This window comes from Aeromonas salmonicida (assembly GCF_028355655.1).
GTDB classification, from domain to species: Bacteria; Pseudomonadota; Gammaproteobacteria; order Enterobacterales; family Aeromonadaceae; genus Aeromonas; species Aeromonas salmonicida.
The window spans coordinates 718,665-735,993 of sequence record NZ_CP110645.1 but is presented as its reverse complement, the minus strand read 5'-3'; the positions used below and the strand labels follow the sequence as shown (position 1 = coordinate 735,993).

Here is a 17,329-nt window from a genome sequence, read left to right as displayed (position 1 = left end):
TTCCTCAATACAGCAGGGGCTTCTGGCCCCAGTGCTCATTTCGTTACCAGTAATTCTCCGCACTGATGTTGCCGGGGGCTCGCCGCAGGTTCTTGGCCAGCCCGAGCTCCAGCAAGGTCTGCTGGGTCTCCTTCACCATGGCCGGATTGCCACAGATAAGCACCTGGCTCTGCTCGGGTGAAAATGCGATCCCGACTCGCGCCTGCAGTCGCCCGTCGGCGATGGCCGCCGGGATCCTGCCAGCCATTGCCCCTGGCCACCCTTCGCGACTGACGAAGGGGACATAATGAAAGCGCGCCCCGTGCTGCTCGGCAAAGCTGGCGATCAGCCCCTGGTAGCTAAGCTCTTCTCCTCTTCTCACCCCATGCACCAGCACCAGGTTCTCGAAGCGGTCGAAGGCCTCGCCATCCGCCAGCATGGAGAGGAAGGGGCCTATGGCAGTGCCGGTGGAGAGCAACCAGAGATCACGACCGGACGGCACCTCGTCAAGGACCAGAAAGCCGGTGGCCTGAGACTGCACCAGCAGGGTGTCGCCCTCTTGCAGAGAGCCAAGAGATGGCGTCAGCTCACCGTCCGGGATCTCGACCAGATAGAATTCGTGATAGGGGGCTGAGGGGGGATTGACGAAGGAATAGGCTCGCTGGATGCGGCGCTCGCCCTGCGCGAGGGCCAGTTTGGTAAATTGTCCTGCCTTGTAGGGGGCAAGCTCTGCCGCCACGCGCAGGGAAAACAGGGTGGGGGTCCATTCTATACGCTCGATGACCCGACCTTCGACCCAGGCTGCCATAGGGATCTCCTCAAGAGGAACAGAGCTTCACTCTACCCTTTGATCCCCTCTTGATTCAAAAAGAAAAAAACCCGCGCAAATGCGCGGGTTTTTTTGCAACAGCGAATCGCTATTACAGGGCAACAACCTGAACTTGTACGGTTGCTTTGACGTCAGCGTGCAGCTGAACAACAACTTCGTACTCGCCGGTGTTACGCAGAACGTTGCCCATGCGGACCTCGCTCTTGGCAACAGCAACGCCAGCAGCAGTGATGGCATCAGCCACGTCACGGGTACCGATGGAACCGAACAGCTTGCCTTCGTCGCCAGCTTTGGAGGCGATAACAACAGCAGCCAGTTCACCCAGCTTGGCAGCGCGCTCTTCAGCGGCAGCTTTACCGGCAGCCAGTTTGGCTTCCAGTTCAGCACGGCGAGCATCGAAAGTCTCGATGTTGGCCTTGGTAGCCATAACGGCTTTGCCTTGCGGGATCAGATAGTTACGGGCGTAGCCAGCTTTAACAGCGACTTGATCACCCAGACCGCCCAGTTTGGCGATTTTGTCGAGCAGGATAACTTGCATTACCTTTCCTCTATGGAAGTTGAGTTAGGCTTAAGTGCCGGGCCGATTCTTACTTGTTGTGCAGATCGGTGTACGGCAGCAGAGCCAGGTAACGAGCACGCTTGATGGCGCGTGCCAGCTGACGCTGATACTTGGCGCGGGTACCGGTGATACGGCTCGGTACGATCTTGCCAGATTCAGTGACGTAGTTTTTCAGAGTAACGATATCTTTGTAGTCGATCTCGGTAACGTTCTCGGCAGTGAAGCGGCAGAACTTACGACGACGGAAATAACGTGCCATGGCCTTTATCCTCTATTCAGTGATCCAGAATTACTCTTCGGAAGACGCTGCTTCAACAGTATCTTCGCGGCGCTCGTCGTCACGACGGACGAAGCGCTCTTCCTTGGCCTTGGCCATCGGAGAAACTTCAGTCACGGCGTGCTTGGTGCGCATGATCATGTTGCGGATAACGGCATCGTTGAAACGGAAGTTGGTTTCCAGTTCATCGATAACGGCTTGCTCTGCTTCCACGTTCATCAGAACGTAGTGAGCTTTGTGCAGCTTGTCGATCGGGTAAGCCAGTTGACGACGGCCCCAATCTTCCATGCGATGGATAGTACCACCCGCGGTGGTGATAGCACCGGTGTAACGCTCGATCATACCGGGTACTTGCTCGCTCTGGTCCGGATGAACCATGAAGACGATTTCGTAATGACGCATTTTAGCTCCTTACGGATTAATTCAGCCTCCGCCCAGGTGCAGCCAGACCTCGGAGGCAAGGAACGTATGGTGTGTTTAGACGCTGCTTTCTAGGGCGGCGTATTGTACGAAATCACATCCCTCACTGCAACTGGCCACCGCAGATGTTTTTATCTATGGGTATGATACAAAACATCAATTGATAACAATTATCATTTAGATCTATTCTATCTCCATAATCTTATGGAGGGTGTTTCCATGCAACCCGCGCTGACCACGGCCATTCCGGCCCGCAAATTCAAACTGACCCTGCTCGGACCCGCCTTTATCGCCGCCATCGGCTATATAGACCCGGGCAACTTCGCCACCAATATCCAGGCAGGCTCGACTTTCGGTTATCAGCTGCTGTGGGTGGTGGTATGGGCCAATCTGATGGCCATGCTGGTGCAGACCCTCTCTGCCAAGCTCGGCATCGTTACCGGCAAGAACCTGGCGGAACACATACGCGACAGGCTGCCCAATCCGGCAGTCTGGGCCTACTGGGTACAGGCGGAGATCATCGCCATGGCAACCGATCTGGCCGAATTCATCGGCGCTGCGGTCGGCTTCAAGCTGCTGCTCGGCGTTACCCTGCTGGAAGGCGCCGGCATCACGGCCGTAGTCACCTGGGGCATTCTCATGCTGCAGAGCCGCGGCCAGAAACCACTTGAGTTCGTGGTTGGCGGCCTGCTGCTGTTCGTGGCGGCGGCCTATATCGTCGAGCTGGTGTTCTCCCGCCCCCACCTGCCGAGCCTGCTGGAGGGTGCCCTCTTCCCCGGCCTGCCCAACAGCGATGCCGTCTATCTGGCCGCTGGCGTATTGGGCGCAACCGTGATGCCCCATGTCATCTATCTGCACTCGGCTCTGACCCAGCACACCCAGGATCAGGGCACAGTGCCTCAGCGGCTTCACACCACACGGGTAGACGTAGCCATTGCCATGACCATAGCCGGCTTCGTCAACCTGGCCATGATGGCGATGGCGGCAGCCGCCTTTCACAGTTCTGGCAACCAGCAGGTGGCCGAACTCGAATCTGCCTACCAGACTCTCACTCCCTTGCTCGGGCAGGCCGCCGCCACCCTGTTCGGCCTGTCCCTGGTGGCCTCGGGTATCTCCTCCACAGTGGTCGGGACCCTGGCAGGACAAGTAGTAATGCAGGGTTTCGTGCGTTTCACCATACCGCTCTGGCTACGCCGTGCCATCACAATGGCTCCCGCCTTCGTGGTGATCGCCATGGGGCTCAATACCACCGAGATCCTGGTGCTGAGCCAGGTGGTGCTCAGTTTTGGTATAGCGCTGGCACTCATTCCGCTGCTGATCCTGACCGGCGATCGGGCGCTGATGGGAGAGTATCGCAACCATCCGATGACTCAGGCTGTCGGTCGCCTTATCGTCGCGCTGGTGATCGGCCTCAACGCCTACCTGCTGGTCGCCATGATCTAGCGCTCACGACCCGCTCCTCAGGCCGGTTCATTAACCCAGGTTAATGAGCCGGCCTGCGCTTTGGCGTATGCTGCTCTCTTTTCATCTGCGATTAGCGGGAGCCATCCATGGAACATACCCGAGCCAGCTTCGTGCTGGGCCATCATCATGAACCGGCCAGCGTGGTCTTCTGCCAGAGTGGCGACACCAGCCTGCTGGTCACCGACCTCACCCCCTTTCATCCGCAAAGCCATCTCTGGCCCGATCAACCGGGGGATGTGGGCACGGTTTGCTGGGATGGCGGTGACGCCAGTGTAGGCCCCTGCCGGATGGGCGCCATCAGCCCAGAGGGCGAACTGTTCGTGGACAAGGATATACCGGTCAAGCGGGGCGCCGAAGGGTGGGCCTTCGTGGTCGTGCACCCCCTGGCAGGCCATCACACTCTGGCCGTGGGCTCCCGGGTTGAACTGAAGGTGGATGCCGCTGCCCGCCACTCCTTAAGTCTGGGTCACAGCGGCTGCCATCTGGCGGCGCTGGCCCTCAATCGGATGCTGACCCCCTACTGGCGCAAAGAGGTGAGCGAGCGCGATGCACTCGATCAGCCCGACTTTGACCGCCTCGCCATTCAGACCTCGCGAGTCGAGCCCATGGGCTCCCGGGAGCAGTACCGTATCGGCAAGAGTCTGCGCAAGAAGGGGGTCAATAATGACGCTTTGTTGGTGGAACTGGCGCAGATAGAGACCAGCGTAAACCAGCAGCTGGCAGACTGGCTGGCGGCCAATGGCGAGATCCGCCGCAGCCGGGCTGGCGAGGCCATCATAGACTCGCGCTACTGGCACTGCATGCTTGAAGGTAAAGAGGTGACCATTCCCTGCGGCGGCACCCATGTGGCCACACTGGCCGAACTGGGCCAGGTGCGGGTGCAGCTCGCCCCCTGCGAAGAGGGCTTTACCCTGACGACTCTGGTCACCCCTTGAGTCAAACATCAGGCCGGGCAGCGCCCGGTCTGATGCAGCCAGGGATCAGGCAAGACGGATCAACAAGATACCGCAGAGGATCACCAAGGCGGCGCACAGTCGTACCCGCCCCAGTTTCTCCCCCAGCCAGCACCAGGAGAGCAGCACGGCAAACAGCACGCTGCTCTCGCGCAGCGCCGCCACCAGCCCGATGGGCGCCTGGGTCATGGCCCAGATGACGATGCCGTAGGCAAGCAGTGACAAAGCGCCGCCGAGCGCACCGGTACGCCACGCCGCAAGATCAAGCGCACGCCAGGCGGTGCGACTCTGCCAGCGCATCAGCAGTGGCATCATCAGCGCAGTCAGGGCAAACAGCCAGAGGGTGTAACGCACCGGCTCACCGGCCGAGCGGGCACCAGCCCCGTCCGAGAGGGTATAGGCTGCGGTAAACAGCGCCGTGATCAGCACGGCGCTCAGGGCCCCAGACGCCAGTTTGATGCCGCCGCGCCAGGCCATCAGCAGCACACCGCTCACCAGCACCAGAGCGCCCGCCACCGCCAGCACTCCCGGCACTTCCCCCAATAACAAAGCCCCGAACAGCAACGTCACCAAGGGCGCACTGCCACGCGCCAGCGGGTAGATCTGGCCGAATTCCCCCAGCCGATAAGCCCGACCGAGAAACAGACAATAGCCACAATGCAGCAGGATGGAGAGCGCCAGCCAGGGGTATTCGGCAGGCACAGGCAGCCCGACCAGCGGCAAGAAAGGGGCGGCAAACAACCCGGAACAGAGGGAGACAAGAAGCACGCTGACACGCCCCTCGGCCTGGCGTTTGGCCAGCGCATTCCAGAGGGCGTGCAGGAGCGCGGCCAGCAAGATGGCCGCAAAGATGGTTGGCGTCATGACAGGGTTCCGATAATCACAAGCCGCCAAGCCTAACCGATTTCCTGTGCGGCAACCGAGACAGGCTTCATAAGCTGCCCATATGACAAACCGGCCATCCGCCGGTTTATCATATGGAGTCAAGTTGACTGGGCTAGCGCAAACGCCGCTGCCAATGGATGGCCAGCAAGATGAAACTCACCCCGACCCAGAGGTTCCAGGCCGGGATCTCGCCAAACAGCCAGATCCCCATCAGTACCACGAACATCAGGCCTGAGTATTCGGTTGCAGCAATACGGTTGGCCTCCACCTGCCGATAGGCGTAGATGCAGCTGGCATGATAGAGCAGTTGCATCACGCCGCTGCCGCCGATCAGTGCCAGCAGATGCCAGTCCACCGGCTGCCATTGATTCACCGCCAACCCAGCCGTCAATGGCAGCGCCAGCAAGTTTGCCCAGAACAGGGTCGCCACCACAGAGATCCCCGCAGGCAGCTTGCGGCCGGTGACATTGAACAGCGCCAGAGTGAAGGCGGTCACCAGCGCGCCCAGCCCCGCCAGATGGAAATCTCCCGGCTTGAGCACGAACACGACGCCAAGCAGCCCCATGCCCCCCAGCAACCAGACCCGGGAGTTGATCTTCTCCTTGAGCAACCAGGCCGCCAGCGGCAATGTCAGCAAGGGTGAGACATAGAAGATGGCGTTGGCCGTGGCCAGCGGCAGCTGGGTCAGCGCCAGCATCATGCCGCCACCACCGAGCAGGCAAAGGTGGCCACGCAGCAGGTGCCATTTCCAGGCACCCAGCCCCCAGGCCGCTCTCGGCACTCTCAACATAAAGGGCAGCAACACCAGCAGGGTCAGCAGCTGGCGCAGGAACATGTATTGGAAGGGGCTGAAACCGGGGCCGATCAGCTTGACCAGCACATCGGAGAAGGCCTGGGCCAGATTGCCCAGTACCAGAGTGATGATGGCGAAGGTTTGCAGGTCCAGAGCGAACCGCTTGCGCAACAACTCCATCAGCGACAGCCACTCGAGTGACGAACGCAGATAAAATGGCTCAACGGCTTAATTGCTGAATCTTGTTTTGTATTAATGGGATAAAAAACCATTTTTAAACCTATCCATCAACGGTTGCCGATTAATCACTCAAAGGGTACCCAGTAATATGGCGTCGAGCACCCGTTTTCTTTACTACCTCAAGACATAATAATTTCATTGTTATGCTTTAAAGGTATTAAGACGAGGTCATGCCAATGTGGGGAATGTCATCTTCCAGATAGGGTTCACCCACGGCGGTGAAGCCATGGCGACCATAGAAACCCTGCAGATGTGCCTGAGCGCCCAGATAGATGCTGACCCCGGGCCACAATTGTTCGCACTCCACCAACGCCTGCTGCATCAGTCGATGACCGAGACCGTCGCCTCTGGCCTCCGGCGATGTCACCACCCGGCCGATCACCACCTGACTCGCCTTGGCGACACCAGGTGCCATCAGTCTGGCGTACGCCACCAGCACGCCATCCTGCCAGCCGAGCAGGTGCTGCACGTCGGGACACTTGTCGACGCCATCCAGATCGAGGAAGACGCAAGTCTGCTCCACCACGAAAACGCGGGATCTCAGCACGAGCAATTCATAAAGCTCATTGACGTCGAGTTGTTCAAAAGATTTGAGGGACCAGTTCATGGGAACTCCTTGCTCATCGAGAAAGGCAGCATAGCCAGCCGCGCGGGCGCAGGCATTAACCTTTGTTAAGATCCTTCAGCCGCTTGCGAATGCGGCTCAGGCTGATGGGGGTGATGCCCAGATAAGCGGCGATCTGGTGATCTGGCACCCTGGCATCCAGCGCGGGGAAACAGTGCAGGAAGTGTTGATAACGGGCCTGGGGGCTCTCGGTCAACAGCAGTAGCTCTTTCTCTTCCTTGATACGCAACTGCACCGCCAGCAAGTGGTGATACCAGGCGGACCAGCAAGGGAGCTGACGCAAATCCCTCAGGTTGAAGAGTTGCAGGCGGCATGGCTCCAGCGCCTCCACACTGTAGCGGGCGGGCTCACCACTGAGCAGATGGTGGAAGTCGATAAACTCGTCCCCCTCCCAATAGAACTCCTTGATGTACTCGCGGCCATCCGCCAGCACCACCTTGGCGCGCAGCAGCCCCTGCTCCACCTTGACCAGCAGATCGGGCTTGTCACCGGCATGCCAGAGGCAGGTACGAGGGCTCAGGGTCCAAGGCCGGGCAAAAGAGAGGAGGCCCGCGGCCTCCTGCTCATTTGTGACCTGATCCCGACTGAACGGGGGTCTGTCCATCCCGGTCCCTTAAGCGCGACGCTGACGCACGGCTTCGAACAGACAGACACCGGTCGCCACCGAGACGTTAAGACTGGATACAGCCCCCGCCATCGGAATGCTGACCAGCTCGTCGCAGTGTTCGCGAGTCAGGCGGCGCATGCCCTTGCCTTCGGCGCCCATGACCAGCGCCATGGGGCCGGTCAGCTTGGCCTGATAGACATCGTGATCGGCTTCACCGGCAGTACCGACGATCCAGACACCGCGATCCTTCAACTCCCGCAGACTGCGGGCCAGATTGGTGACCTGGATAAGCGGCACCACTTCGGCGGCGCCACAGGCAACCTTGCGCACCACCGAGGTCAGGCCGCTGGCCTTGTCACGCGGCACTATCACCGCATGGACTCCGGCCGCATCGGCACTGCGCAGGCAGGCGCCGAGGTTGTGCGGATCTGTCACCCCGTCCAGCACCAGCAGGAAGGGTTGAGCCTTTTGCTCGGCCAAGTTGTCCAGCAGGCTGGCCAAGTCGTGCTCGGCCAGCTTGGGCGCCTCTATCACCTTGGCCATGATGCCCTGGTGATTGTTGCCTTCCGCTTTGTCATCAAGGGTCTTGCGGTTCACGCTCTGCACCTTGAGGCCGAGAGATTCCATCTCGGCCAACAGGGGGTGCAGCCGGTCGTCATCCCGGCCCTTGAGGGCCCACACTTCGATGAAACGCTCCGGGGTGCGCTCAAGCAGCGCGGATACAGCGTGAATGCCGTAGATCAGTTCAGTACTCATTTAGTGCTCTTGGCCTTATCGTGAGCCTTTTTGCTCGGTCGTCTGTTGCTGGGCTTGGCACGGCCACCCTTGTCGGATTTGCCGATATTCTTGCCCTCTTTGCGTTTCTCGTGGCGCTGGGCACTCTTGGCTTTCTCGCTCTTGATCTCGGCCTGCTTGCGCGCCATCTCTTTGGCGTTCTTGCCGGTGGCCTGGAGCGGCTCTTCCACCATCACGAAGTCGATCTTGCGATCGTCCAGGTTCACGCCCATCACCTTGACGCGTACCTTGTCACCCAGACGGTAGCGACGGCGGAAGTTCTCGCCGATCAGCTGCATGTGCAGGGGATCAAACTGGTAGTAGTCGTTGGTCAGGGTGCTGACGTGGACCAGACCGTCGATGTGGATTTCCGCCAGACGGACGAAGAAACCAAAGCCAGTGACGCTGGCGATGACGCCGTCAAACTCGTCACCCACGTGATCCAGCATGTACTCGCACTTGAGCCAGTCGGCCACGTCGCGGGTCGCATCGTCGGCACGGCGCTCGGTCATGGAGCAGTGCTCGCCCATGGGGTCCACTTCTTCCAGCTGGTAGTGATAACCACCGCTCGGGGTCCACTTGTGGCGCAGGTTGGGCTGCTGCTCCTTGGCCGCCTGATACTTGATGGCACGGTGCAGGATAAGGTCGGGGTAACGACGGATCGGCGAGGTGAAGTGGGCATATGACTTCAATGCCAGACCGAAGTGGCCGATATTGTCTGCCTGATAAACAGCCTGACGCATGGAGCGCAGCAGCATGGTGGAGAGCAGCTCGGCATCCGGGCGCCCTTCAAACTTGGCGGCCAGCTCGGCAAAATCTTTCGGCTCGGGCTCGAGGCCGCCCTTGAGCTCCAGACCCAGTTCGGCCAGGAAGTCACGGAAACCGGTCAGGCGCTCTTCACCCGGACGGTCGTGCACCCGGAACAGGGCTGAGGCTTCGTTCTTCTCGATGTAACGGGCCGCAGCCACGTTCGCCTGGATCATGCACTCTTCGATGATCTTGTGGGCGTCGTTGCGCACCAGCGGCACTATCTGGTCGATCTTGCGCTGGGCGTTGAAGATGAAGCGGGTCTCTTCGCTCTCGAACTCCACTGCGCCACGCTGGTGACGGGCGTGCTTGAGCGCCTTGTAGAGGTTGTTGAGCTCTTCGATGTGGCCCACCAGCGGGTCATATTGCTGACGCAGCTTGGGATCCCCATCCAGAATGGCCGCGACCTTGCTGTAGGTCATCCGGGCATGGGAGTTCATCACGGCTTCGTAGAACTTGTAACCGGACATGCGACCGGCGGCGGAGATGGTCATCTCGCACACCATGCACAGACGGTCGACCTGCGGGTTCAGGGAACACAGACCGTTGGAGAGCACCTCCGGCAGCATGGGCACCACGAATTCCGGGAAATAGACGGAGTTGCCGCGCTGATACGCTTCGGCATCCAGTGCAGTGCCGGGCTTCACATAGGCAGAAACATCCGCAATGGCAACCCACAGACGCCAGCCGCCACCACGCTTAGCTTCACAGAAGACGGCGTCATCGAAGTCGCGGGCATCTTCCCCATCGATGGTTACCAGCGGCAGGGCGCGCAGATCGATACGACCCTCTTTAGCCTTTTCCGGCACCTGCTCGCCGAGACCGGCAACCTCTTTGGTCACCTCTTCCGGCCAGGTATGCGGGATACCGTGGGTACGCAGGGCGATTTCAATCTCCATGCCCGGCGCCATGTTCTCGCCCAGCACGTCCAGCACGGTACCGACCGCGTTGATGCGGGAGTTGGCGCGCTGGTTGATACGCACCACCACGACCTGGCTCTGGCGAGCGCCCTTGTTTTCCCCTTCCGGGATTATGATGTCCTGGCCGATACGGCTGTCATCCGGCACCACGAAACCCACGCCATTTTCGACGAAGTAACGGCCGACGATATCCGCTTCACGAGACTTGAGCAGACGTACCAGTCGCGCTTCCTGACGACCCTTGCGATCGATCTCGGTCGGTTGCACCAGCGCATAGTCGCCATGCATCAGGCGCTGCATCTCGCGGTTATTCAAATAAAGATCCGGTCCACCACCTTCCGGGCGCAGAAAACCGAAACCATCTTTATGGCCGAGTACATACCCTTTTACCAGATTCAGACGATCCGGCAGGGCGTAACATTGGTTGCGAGTGAATACCAGTTGCCCATCGCGCTCCATGGCGCGCAGACGACGGCGCAAGGCTTCCAACGGCTCTTCGTCGGTCAGCTTGAGGGCCTTGGCCAACTCCTCGCGGGTCATGGGTTTTTCATGACCCTTGATGAGCTCCAGCAGCATCTCGCGACTGGCGATGGGGTTTTCGTATTTTTCGGCCTCGCGTTGGAGGAAAGGATCTTTTTGAGACATAAGCAGGCCTTAGGGTAGGTAGTAACGCAGACATTATATCGAAGGGGGGAGCTAATGGCATCCATCGACTGCCTTTTGGCCAATCTCTCTGTCATACTATGCAAAGTTTGCAGGCATGATGAGACACGGAACTCATGAGCAAGGACTCGTTCGCGCAATCCGCCGCCTATCTTAAGCAGGCGGTTCCACTGATGATCAAGTATCAAATTCCCACGACGCCGGATAACTATACCCTTTGGTATAACTACGTGTCGGCCAGCATGCCAGAGCTCAATCAGGCCATCGATCAGGCGATCAAGCTGCAGGGCACCTGCTCACTCACCACCTGCGAGCGGCTCTATCATCAGCACCTCGCCGCCCAGGATGAGCAGCAGATGGAGGCAATGAAACTCAGTCTGGCCGCCATGGCCAACGAGCTCGGCCACACCATGCAAGACGCCATTTCCGACACCGGCATGTTTCAGGAGATGCTCGACAAGAGCTTCGATCGACTGAGTCTCATCGACGATGAAGGGCTCAGCCTTGACGACACCATGGGCATCTTGCGGGATCTGGTGCGCGAATCGCGAGATGTGCGCATGTCGACCATGCACTTTCGCAATCAGCTCAGCAATGCAGAGAAAGAGATCAAAGAGCTACGTGAGGCACTGAACGAAACCCGCAAGCTGGCCAACGAGGATGCCCTTACCTCCCTGCTCAATCGCCGCGCCTTCGATCTGGAGATAGACGGCCTGATCCGCAGCAAGCAGACCTTCTCCCTCATTCTGTCGGACATCGACCGCTTCAAGAATTTCAACGATGAATATGGTCACCTTCTTGGGGATCAGGTACTGCGTGCCTTCAGCAAGCGGCTGCGGGAAACGTGCAAGGAGGGCGTCACCGCCTATCGGCTCGGTGGTGAGGAGTTCGCCCTGCTGGTGCCCATGCGCAACCTGGCCCTGAGCCGCCAGATGGCCGAGAGTCTGCGCCGTGCCATAGAGAAGATGTCCATCCTGGATCGCAAGTCCGGCCGCCGCATCGACCACATCACAGCCTCGTTCGGAGTGGGTGAGTACAATGGTCAGGAAACAGGCGATGCGCTGGTCGAGCGCACCGACAAGCTGCTCTACAAGGCAAAAGAGCTGGGCCGCAACCGGGTCATGCCCTTGCCGTCCTGAATCCTCCAGACAACAAAAAGGCCGGTCAATGACCGGCCTTTTTCATTTTTGCCATGCACAACCTAGAGACTTTTCAGCTTCTCTTCCGGCAGTGCCAGCTCGTCGTTGTGGTTGACGCCGATACCACGCGCCAGCACGTTACGAGCGATCTCATGGGCTTCCTCCAGCGAATGCATGCTGAAGGTGCCGCACTGATATTCGTTCAGCTCCGGGATCTTGGCCTGCTCCTGCACGGTCAACACATCGCTCATGGCAGCCTGCCAGGCGGCGCCCACACGGGCTTCGTCCGGTGCGCCAATCAGGCTCATGTAGAAACCGGTACGGCACCCCATGGGGGAGATGTCGATGATCTCCACACCATTGCCGTTCAGGTGATCACGCATGAAACCGGCAAAGAGGTGCTCGAGGGTGTGAATGCCGCGTTCGGAGAGGATCTCCTGGTTTGGCACACAGAAACGCAGATCGAACACGGTTATGGTGTCCTTGTTCGGGGTCTGCATAGTCTTGGCCACGCGCACTGCAGGCGCTTCCATACGTGTGTGGTCAACGGTAAAACTGTCCAATAACGGCATTTCTGACTCCTGATTTGGTTACCAGAACCAGCCCCCGCTGGAGAGCTGATCCTTGCATTGTCGATACTGGGCGCCGTAGCGCTGGGCACGCGCCTCTACCTTGCGGGAGGTCTTCATCAGCCACCCCTTGCTGCGGTAGCTGCCACGCCGGTAGCCACCCCACCCTTCGTGATAGTTGAGATACTGGCCATAGGCATCCCACTTGGAAGTGCCATTCAGTCGCTGGGCCTTGTTAGTGTACCAGCCCATGAAATCGATGGCGTCGGCAAAGTCGTCGCGGCTGCTCCAGCTGTTGCCGGTTTCCCGTTGGTAATCGTCCCAGGTCTCATCTTTCACCTGGGCATAACCATAGGCGGAGCTGGCTCGCCCGGTCGGAATGAAGAGGAAGTAGCCCATTGGCGGCTGGGCATCGTGTACGAAGGAGGACTCCTGATACATCATGGCCATCACCACCTGAACAGGTGTGCCCCACTTCTCGTTCATCTTGAGCGCCGCCTTGTGCCAGTCGGGCTTTTCCCGAAAGATCTGGCATAGATTTTCCGGCTGGGCCGGCGGGCGGGTACTGCAGGCGGTCAGGCCAATCAGCAGGCCCGCCGCCACGAAGAGGCGCATCCATGATATCTGAAAGCTTGTCTCTTCGTTCTCTTGGTCGATACGAGGCACACCCATCACATCAAATCGCGTCTTCGTTCTCTTCGCCAGTACGGATACGAATGACACGCTCCACCTCGCAAACGAAGATCTTGCCGTCACCAATCTTGCCGGTACGGGCCGTGTTCTGGATGGCTTCGATGCAGGCATCCAGATCCTCGTCCTGCACCACCAGCTCCACCTTCACCTTCGGCAGGAAATCCACCATGTACTCGGCGCCGCGATAGAGCTCGGTATGCCCCTTCTGACGGCCGAAGCCTTTGACTTCGGATACAGTCATGCCGTTGATGCCGATCTCGGCCAGGGCCTCGCGCACATCGTCCAGCTTGAACGGTTTGATGATGGCTTCAATCTTCTTCATGGTGACTCCTTACCAGTTCTGTTTGCCGAACCCGGATGTGATGGGGTAACGACGATCCTTACCAAAGTTGCGGGCCGTAATACGGGGCCCGACGGCAGCCTGACGGCGTTTGTACTCGTTGAGATCCACCAGCCGGATCACCTTGCGCACCACCACCTCTTCAAATCCTTCTGCCACCATGTCGGCGACAGAGGCATCCTCTTCCACATAGCGCTTGAGGATGGCATCCAGGATGTCGTAGGGGGGCAGGCTGTCCTGATCCACCTGATCCGGCGCCAATTCTGCCGAAGGAGGACGGTCGATGACCCGTTGCGGGATCACATAATCGACTGAATTGCGATATTCGCACAGCTTGAAGACCAGGGTCTTGGGAACGTCTTTGAGCACATCAAAACCGCCCGCCATGTCACCATACAGGGTGGCATAGCCCACGGCCATCTCGCTCTTGTTGCCCGTGGTCAGCACTATGCGACGACGCTTGTTGGAGAGCGCCATCAAGAGCACCCCACGGCAGCGTGCCTGCAGGTTCTCTTCTGTCGTATCGCGGGCAGTACCGGCAAACAGCGGCGCCAGCTGGGTCATAAACCCTTCAAACATGGGCTCGATGGAGATGATGTCAAACTCGACCCCCATCCGCTCGGCCTGCTCCTTGGCATCCTCCACACTCATCTGGGCGGTGTAACGGAATGGCATCATCACCGCCTGCACCTTATCGGCGCCGATGGCATCGGCCGCGATGGCGAGTGTCAGGGCTGAGTCGATACCACCGGAGAGACCCAATACAGCGCCCTGGAAGCCGTTTTTGGTGATGTAGTCGCGCACCGCCAGCACCAGTGCCTGATAGGTCTCGGCCAATGGCTCGAGCGGGGCGGCCGGTTCACGCTCTTTCACCGGTTGACCATCGGCAAAATGCACCAGGGCCAGCTCTTCGGCAAACGGGGCCAGCTTGTGGGTCAGCTCACCCTGGCTGTTGAACACCTTGGAGCAACCATCGAAGATCAGCTCGTCCTGGCCGCACACCTGATTGAGGTAGACCAGCGGCAAACCGGTCTGGCTGCAACGCTCAGTCATCAGTTCACGACGGATCCAGGGTTTCTCCTGATCGTAGGGCGAGGCGTTGATGGTGAGCAACAGCTCGGCCCCTGCCGCCTTGGCGGCCAGCACCGGACCCGGTTGCCACAGATCTTCGCAGATGAGCAGTCCCAGCTTATGACCACGGAACGGCACCACGCAGGTATGCGTGCCCGCGGTGAAATAGCGCTTCTCGTCAAATACGCCGTAGTTGGGCAGGTCTTGCTTGAAGTAGCGGGCGACCAGCTTGCCCTGCTCATAGAGGGAAGCGGCGTTATAGAGCGCCGCCCCTTCACGCCAGGGATGCCCCACCAGAATGGCGCAGCTGCCCTGCCAGGTCGCGATACAAGCCAGCGCAGCGTCGACACGCATCATCAGGTCGCTGCGCAGCAACAGGTCTTCCGGCGGATAGCCGGTCAAGGCCAGCTCGGAGCACACCAGCAGGTCGGCGCCTTGTTGCTCGGCCTGGGCGGCCGCAGCAAGCACCTTGTCACAGTTATCTTCGATGGCGCCTACCGTCAGATTCAACTGGGCAAGCATCAGAGAGAGGGCTTTTGCCATGGCGATACATCTTAAAATCGAAAATGATGGGGAATGATAAAGAAAAGGCGCTGGCTGTGCCAGCGCCCAAGGCTCAAGGGGTGCAAGTCAGGTTGGCTGCGTTGGTGACGCCATTGTCCACCAGCAGGGAACAGGGCCCACTCAACACCTGATTGCTGGGCTGTGGCGTCATCTGCACGCTGAAAGAGGGCGGCTGCAGCATATAGGTAGTACTGCCCTGATTGGTGTAGGAAAGATTGATGACCAGCGTCGAATTCTCTGGAGCCTCACACAGATAGGCTGCTGGCTGGTTGTTGGCCTGCGGCTTGTCAACACGGCATGTCGCCCCCGAGTTGGGAGTGCTGATGCTCAGGTTGTTGAAGGCATTCTTACCACACGCCTCTGGCGGTGGATTGTTGTTCCCCTTGCCCCGCTCAAGACACTGGATCCGCCCACTGACCTTCATGGTCGGCGAGGCCTGCTGCTCGACATCAATCTTGACCTCCATGTCGGCACTGAGAGCCAATGACTGGTCCCGAGGCGAGACCAACGAGGCAGTGATGCCGGAGTTGCCCTGATAGGCAGTAACCCTGACGACCACGTCACGAAGGATCTGGCTGCTGTCTTTGGTCGACTTCTTTGCCGTCATATAACCACGGCTGTAACTGCCAAAATAGTAGTTGTTAAGATCGACAACGGTTTTTACCGCTTCATTGGTGACCACCGCATAATCGATGGCGCTGCCGGTCAGCAGGGTCAGCGGTCCCATGGTCCACTCTGCCAACATGGTCAGGTTGATATCCTGAAACGGCACCTTGGTCAGATAGTCTGTAACGCTGGTGTCGATGCCAACCAGATAGGCAGGGTCGAGCACGTCAACATAGATACCCCGTGCAATCAGCTGCGCCGTGCCGGTGCCGACTGTGATGCCTGTCGTGGTATCCCCCCCCGTCTCTGCATTTGAGGCCAGCCAGGCTGAAAAGTCGGTGATCGTAGGGAGCGTAGCGGAGGCGCCTTGCGTCCAGTTCAGGGTCGACTTCTGCCAATCTATGTAAGTCTTGACCACGTACTTGATATATTTCTGATAGCTGGCCTGATTGGCCGGTTTGGCCAAAAAATCGGCCGTTGTCACCACTACCTTGACCAGATTCCAGTCAGGCAAGGGACGGTAGAAACCGTCCAGCCGGACAAAACGACAGGCGTCCACATATTTGCCACTGGTGACTGTGCTCAAAGCACTGTTGTAACGCACCCTGGCGGTATTGAGCGGAGCATAGAAGTTGTCAAAACCGGAGCCGCTACCATCGAAGTGATCCTTGCAACAGCTGCTACACAGCGTCGGTTGACCATTGACGCTGCTATCGAGCGTCCCGGTCGGCTTGTTCTGCATGGCACCGGCTTTCCAGTAAAGTTGATTGCTCGCCGAACTGTAGACCTGACCCGGTAGATAGGCTGTCAGGCTGGAGCCATAACTGCATGAGCAGGAGACCGAGGCCATGTCCTGCAACACCTGCTGGGTATTGCCTCCGACCTCAGGCTTGTATGTTACGGTTTCGAACTGCACCAATTTACCAACCTGCCCATCTTTGGACGTGACAGTGGGCAAGGGCTTGCTGGTCTCCTGCTTGTTGCCATCGCCCAGCTCAACCGAGATGACATCCGGGGCAACCCCTGGCGTATAGTTGACCTTGGGTCCTTGCCTAGCAGTGTTCAAGCCGCCGTTCAGCTGATCTGTGCTCAAGGACTCTATCGGCGAGATATTACCGGTGAGCTGCAGCGTATGGGATTGCCCTTCGCTATCCGACCAACCTACATTGACTGTCACCGCCTTTCGCCCCGGATAGCTGAGGCGATAACCGGCTGGCGCAGCGCCTTGCCAAGTTGAGCCATTCAGGTACTGATTGGTCACGGTCCAGGCCAGAGAATAGGGCTCCCCCGACAGAGTAACAGCGGCACTGGCCGAGGTTATCTGGTTGTAAGCCGTGAGGGGAGCCGTCGCCGTCATCACACCATTGAAGTTGCGGAACTCATCGAGTTTTGACTCCGCCAACCGCATCGCCGTCTCGTAACGACGACCATCCTGAGACACCTTCAGTGCCGATTTCGACATGCTAACCAGGCCGACAATCCCAACACCCAAGACCACCAAGGTGATCAGTATCTCCAGCAGGCCAAATCCTTTTTGCCTATTCATGATCAT

18 protein-coding genes are annotated in these 17,329 nt (G+C 58.9%); 3 read left to right on the top strand and 15 right to left on the bottom strand.

Annotated elements, in window-relative coordinates:
• Positions 1–43 precede the first annotated feature (43 nt).
• From ONZ54_RS03610 to rpsF, 4 genes are all read right to left on the bottom strand, one after another.
• Positions 44–787, bottom strand: a complete 744-nt coding sequence (locus ONZ54_RS03610) for a ferredoxin--NADP reductase (protein ID WP_271787481.1) — start codon at positions 785–787, stop codon at positions 44–46.
• A 112-nt stretch (positions 788–899) separates the two neighbouring features.
• On the bottom strand, positions 900–1,346 hold the full coding sequence (gene rplI, locus ONZ54_RS03605; RefSeq protein WP_005313386.1) for a 50S ribosomal protein L9: 447 nt from the start codon (positions 1,344–1,346) through the stop codon (positions 900–902).
• Between the two features lie 49 nt (positions 1,347–1,395).
• On the bottom strand, positions 1,396–1,626 hold the full coding sequence (gene rpsR / locus ONZ54_RS03600) for a 30S ribosomal protein S18 (RefSeq protein ID WP_005313392.1): 231 nt from the start codon (positions 1,624–1,626) through the stop codon (positions 1,396–1,398).
• A gap of 30 nt (positions 1,627–1,656) precedes the next feature.
• Entirely contained in the window at positions 1,657–2,046 is a 390-nt protein-coding gene (gene rpsF / locus ONZ54_RS03595) for a 30S ribosomal protein S6 (RefSeq protein ID WP_005313395.1), read from the bottom strand.
• 237 nt (positions 2,047–2,283) lie between these two features.
• On the opposite strand from rpsF, the gene ONZ54_RS03590 reads away from it, so the two are divergent.
• Together ONZ54_RS03590 and ONZ54_RS03585 are read left to right on the top strand one after the other, a co-directional pair.
• Positions 2,284–3,507: an Nramp family divalent metal transporter gene (locus ONZ54_RS03590; RefSeq protein WP_271787480.1), complete on the top strand. Its 1,224-nt coding sequence runs from the start codon at positions 2,284–2,286 to the stop codon at positions 3,505–3,507.
• 107 nt (positions 3,508–3,614) lie between these two features.
• Entirely contained in the window at positions 3,615–4,463 is an 849-nt protein-coding gene (locus ONZ54_RS03585; protein WP_087756471.1) for an alanyl-tRNA editing protein, read from the top strand.
• A 45-nt stretch (positions 4,464–4,508) separates the two neighbouring features.
• Here the strand turns inward: ONZ54_RS03585 and ONZ54_RS03580 are convergent, their stop codons facing one another.
• From ONZ54_RS03580 to rnr, 6 genes are all read right to left on the bottom strand, one after another.
• Complete coding sequence (locus ONZ54_RS03580) at positions 4,509–5,345, bottom strand: DMT family transporter (RefSeq protein ID WP_087756472.1); 837 nt, start codon at positions 5,343–5,345, stop codon at positions 4,509–4,511.
• Positions 5,346–5,478: 133 nt separating this feature from the next.
• Positions 5,479–6,339: a DMT family transporter gene (locus ONZ54_RS03575; protein ID WP_017411977.1), complete on the bottom strand. Its 861-nt coding sequence runs from the start codon at positions 6,337–6,339 to the stop codon at positions 5,479–5,481.
• A gap of 217 nt (positions 6,340–6,556) precedes the next feature.
• Positions 6,557–7,006: a GNAT family N-acetyltransferase gene (locus tag ONZ54_RS03570; RefSeq protein WP_087756473.1), complete on the bottom strand. Its 450-nt coding sequence runs from the start codon at positions 7,004–7,006 to the stop codon at positions 6,557–6,559.
• A 55-nt stretch (positions 7,007–7,061) separates the two neighbouring features.
• Entirely contained in the window at positions 7,062–7,628 is a 567-nt protein-coding gene (locus tag ONZ54_RS03565; RefSeq protein ID WP_271787479.1) for a Crp/Fnr family transcriptional regulator, read from the bottom strand.
• Between the two features lie 9 nt (positions 7,629–7,637).
• The gene (rlmB, locus tag ONZ54_RS03560) at positions 7,638–8,387 is read right to left on the bottom strand and encodes a 23S rRNA (guanosine(2251)-2'-O)-methyltransferase RlmB (RefSeq protein ID WP_005313416.1); all 750 of its coding nucleotides are present in this window, start codon (positions 8,385–8,387) and stop codon (positions 7,638–7,640) included.
• Positions 8,384–10,777 carry a ribonuclease R gene (gene rnr, locus ONZ54_RS03555; protein ID WP_021138596.1) on the bottom strand — a complete coding sequence of 798 codons (2,394 nt, stop codon included), beginning with the start codon at positions 10,775–10,777 and terminating at the stop codon, positions 8,384–8,386. Before rnr ends, rlmB begins: the two co-directional genes overlap by 4 nt.
• Positions 10,778–10,911: 134 nt before the next feature.
• Here rnr and ONZ54_RS03550 point away from each other — a divergent pair, with 134 nt between their 5' ends.
• Positions 10,912–11,934 (top strand): GGDEF domain-containing protein, encoded by a 1,023-nt coding sequence (locus ONZ54_RS03550; protein WP_005313421.1) that lies wholly within the window; start codon positions 10,912–10,914, stop codon positions 11,932–11,934.
• Between the two features lie 62 nt (positions 11,935–11,996).
• Here the strand turns inward: ONZ54_RS03550 and luxS are convergent, their stop codons facing one another.
• From luxS to ONZ54_RS03525, 5 genes are all read right to left on the bottom strand, one after another.
• Positions 11,997–12,506, bottom strand: coding sequence for an S-ribosylhomocysteine lyase (gene luxS / locus ONZ54_RS03545; protein ID WP_005313423.1), 510 nt, complete (start codon positions 12,504–12,506; stop codon positions 11,997–11,999).
• A gap of 18 nt (positions 12,507–12,524) precedes the next feature.
• Positions 12,525–13,118, bottom strand: a complete 594-nt coding sequence (locus ONZ54_RS03540) for a transglycosylase SLT domain-containing protein (RefSeq protein WP_005313426.1) — start codon at positions 13,116–13,118, stop codon at positions 12,525–12,527.
• Between the two features lie 61 nt (positions 13,119–13,179).
• Positions 13,180–13,518: a nitrogen regulatory protein P-II gene (gene glnB / locus ONZ54_RS03535; RefSeq protein WP_005313429.1), complete on the bottom strand. Its 339-nt coding sequence runs from the start codon at positions 13,516–13,518 to the stop codon at positions 13,180–13,182.
• 9 nt (positions 13,519–13,527) lie between these two features.
• Complete coding sequence (locus ONZ54_RS03530) at positions 13,528–15,150, bottom strand: NAD+ synthase (RefSeq protein ID WP_271787478.1); 1,623 nt, start codon at positions 15,148–15,150, stop codon at positions 13,528–13,530.
• A 73-nt stretch (positions 15,151–15,223) separates the two neighbouring features.
• Positions 15,224–17,323 carry a type IV pilus modification PilV family protein gene (locus ONZ54_RS03525; protein WP_271787477.1) on the bottom strand — a complete coding sequence of 700 codons (2,100 nt, stop codon included), beginning with the start codon at positions 17,321–17,323 and terminating at the stop codon, positions 15,224–15,226.
• Positions 17,324–17,329 lie beyond the last annotated feature (6 nt).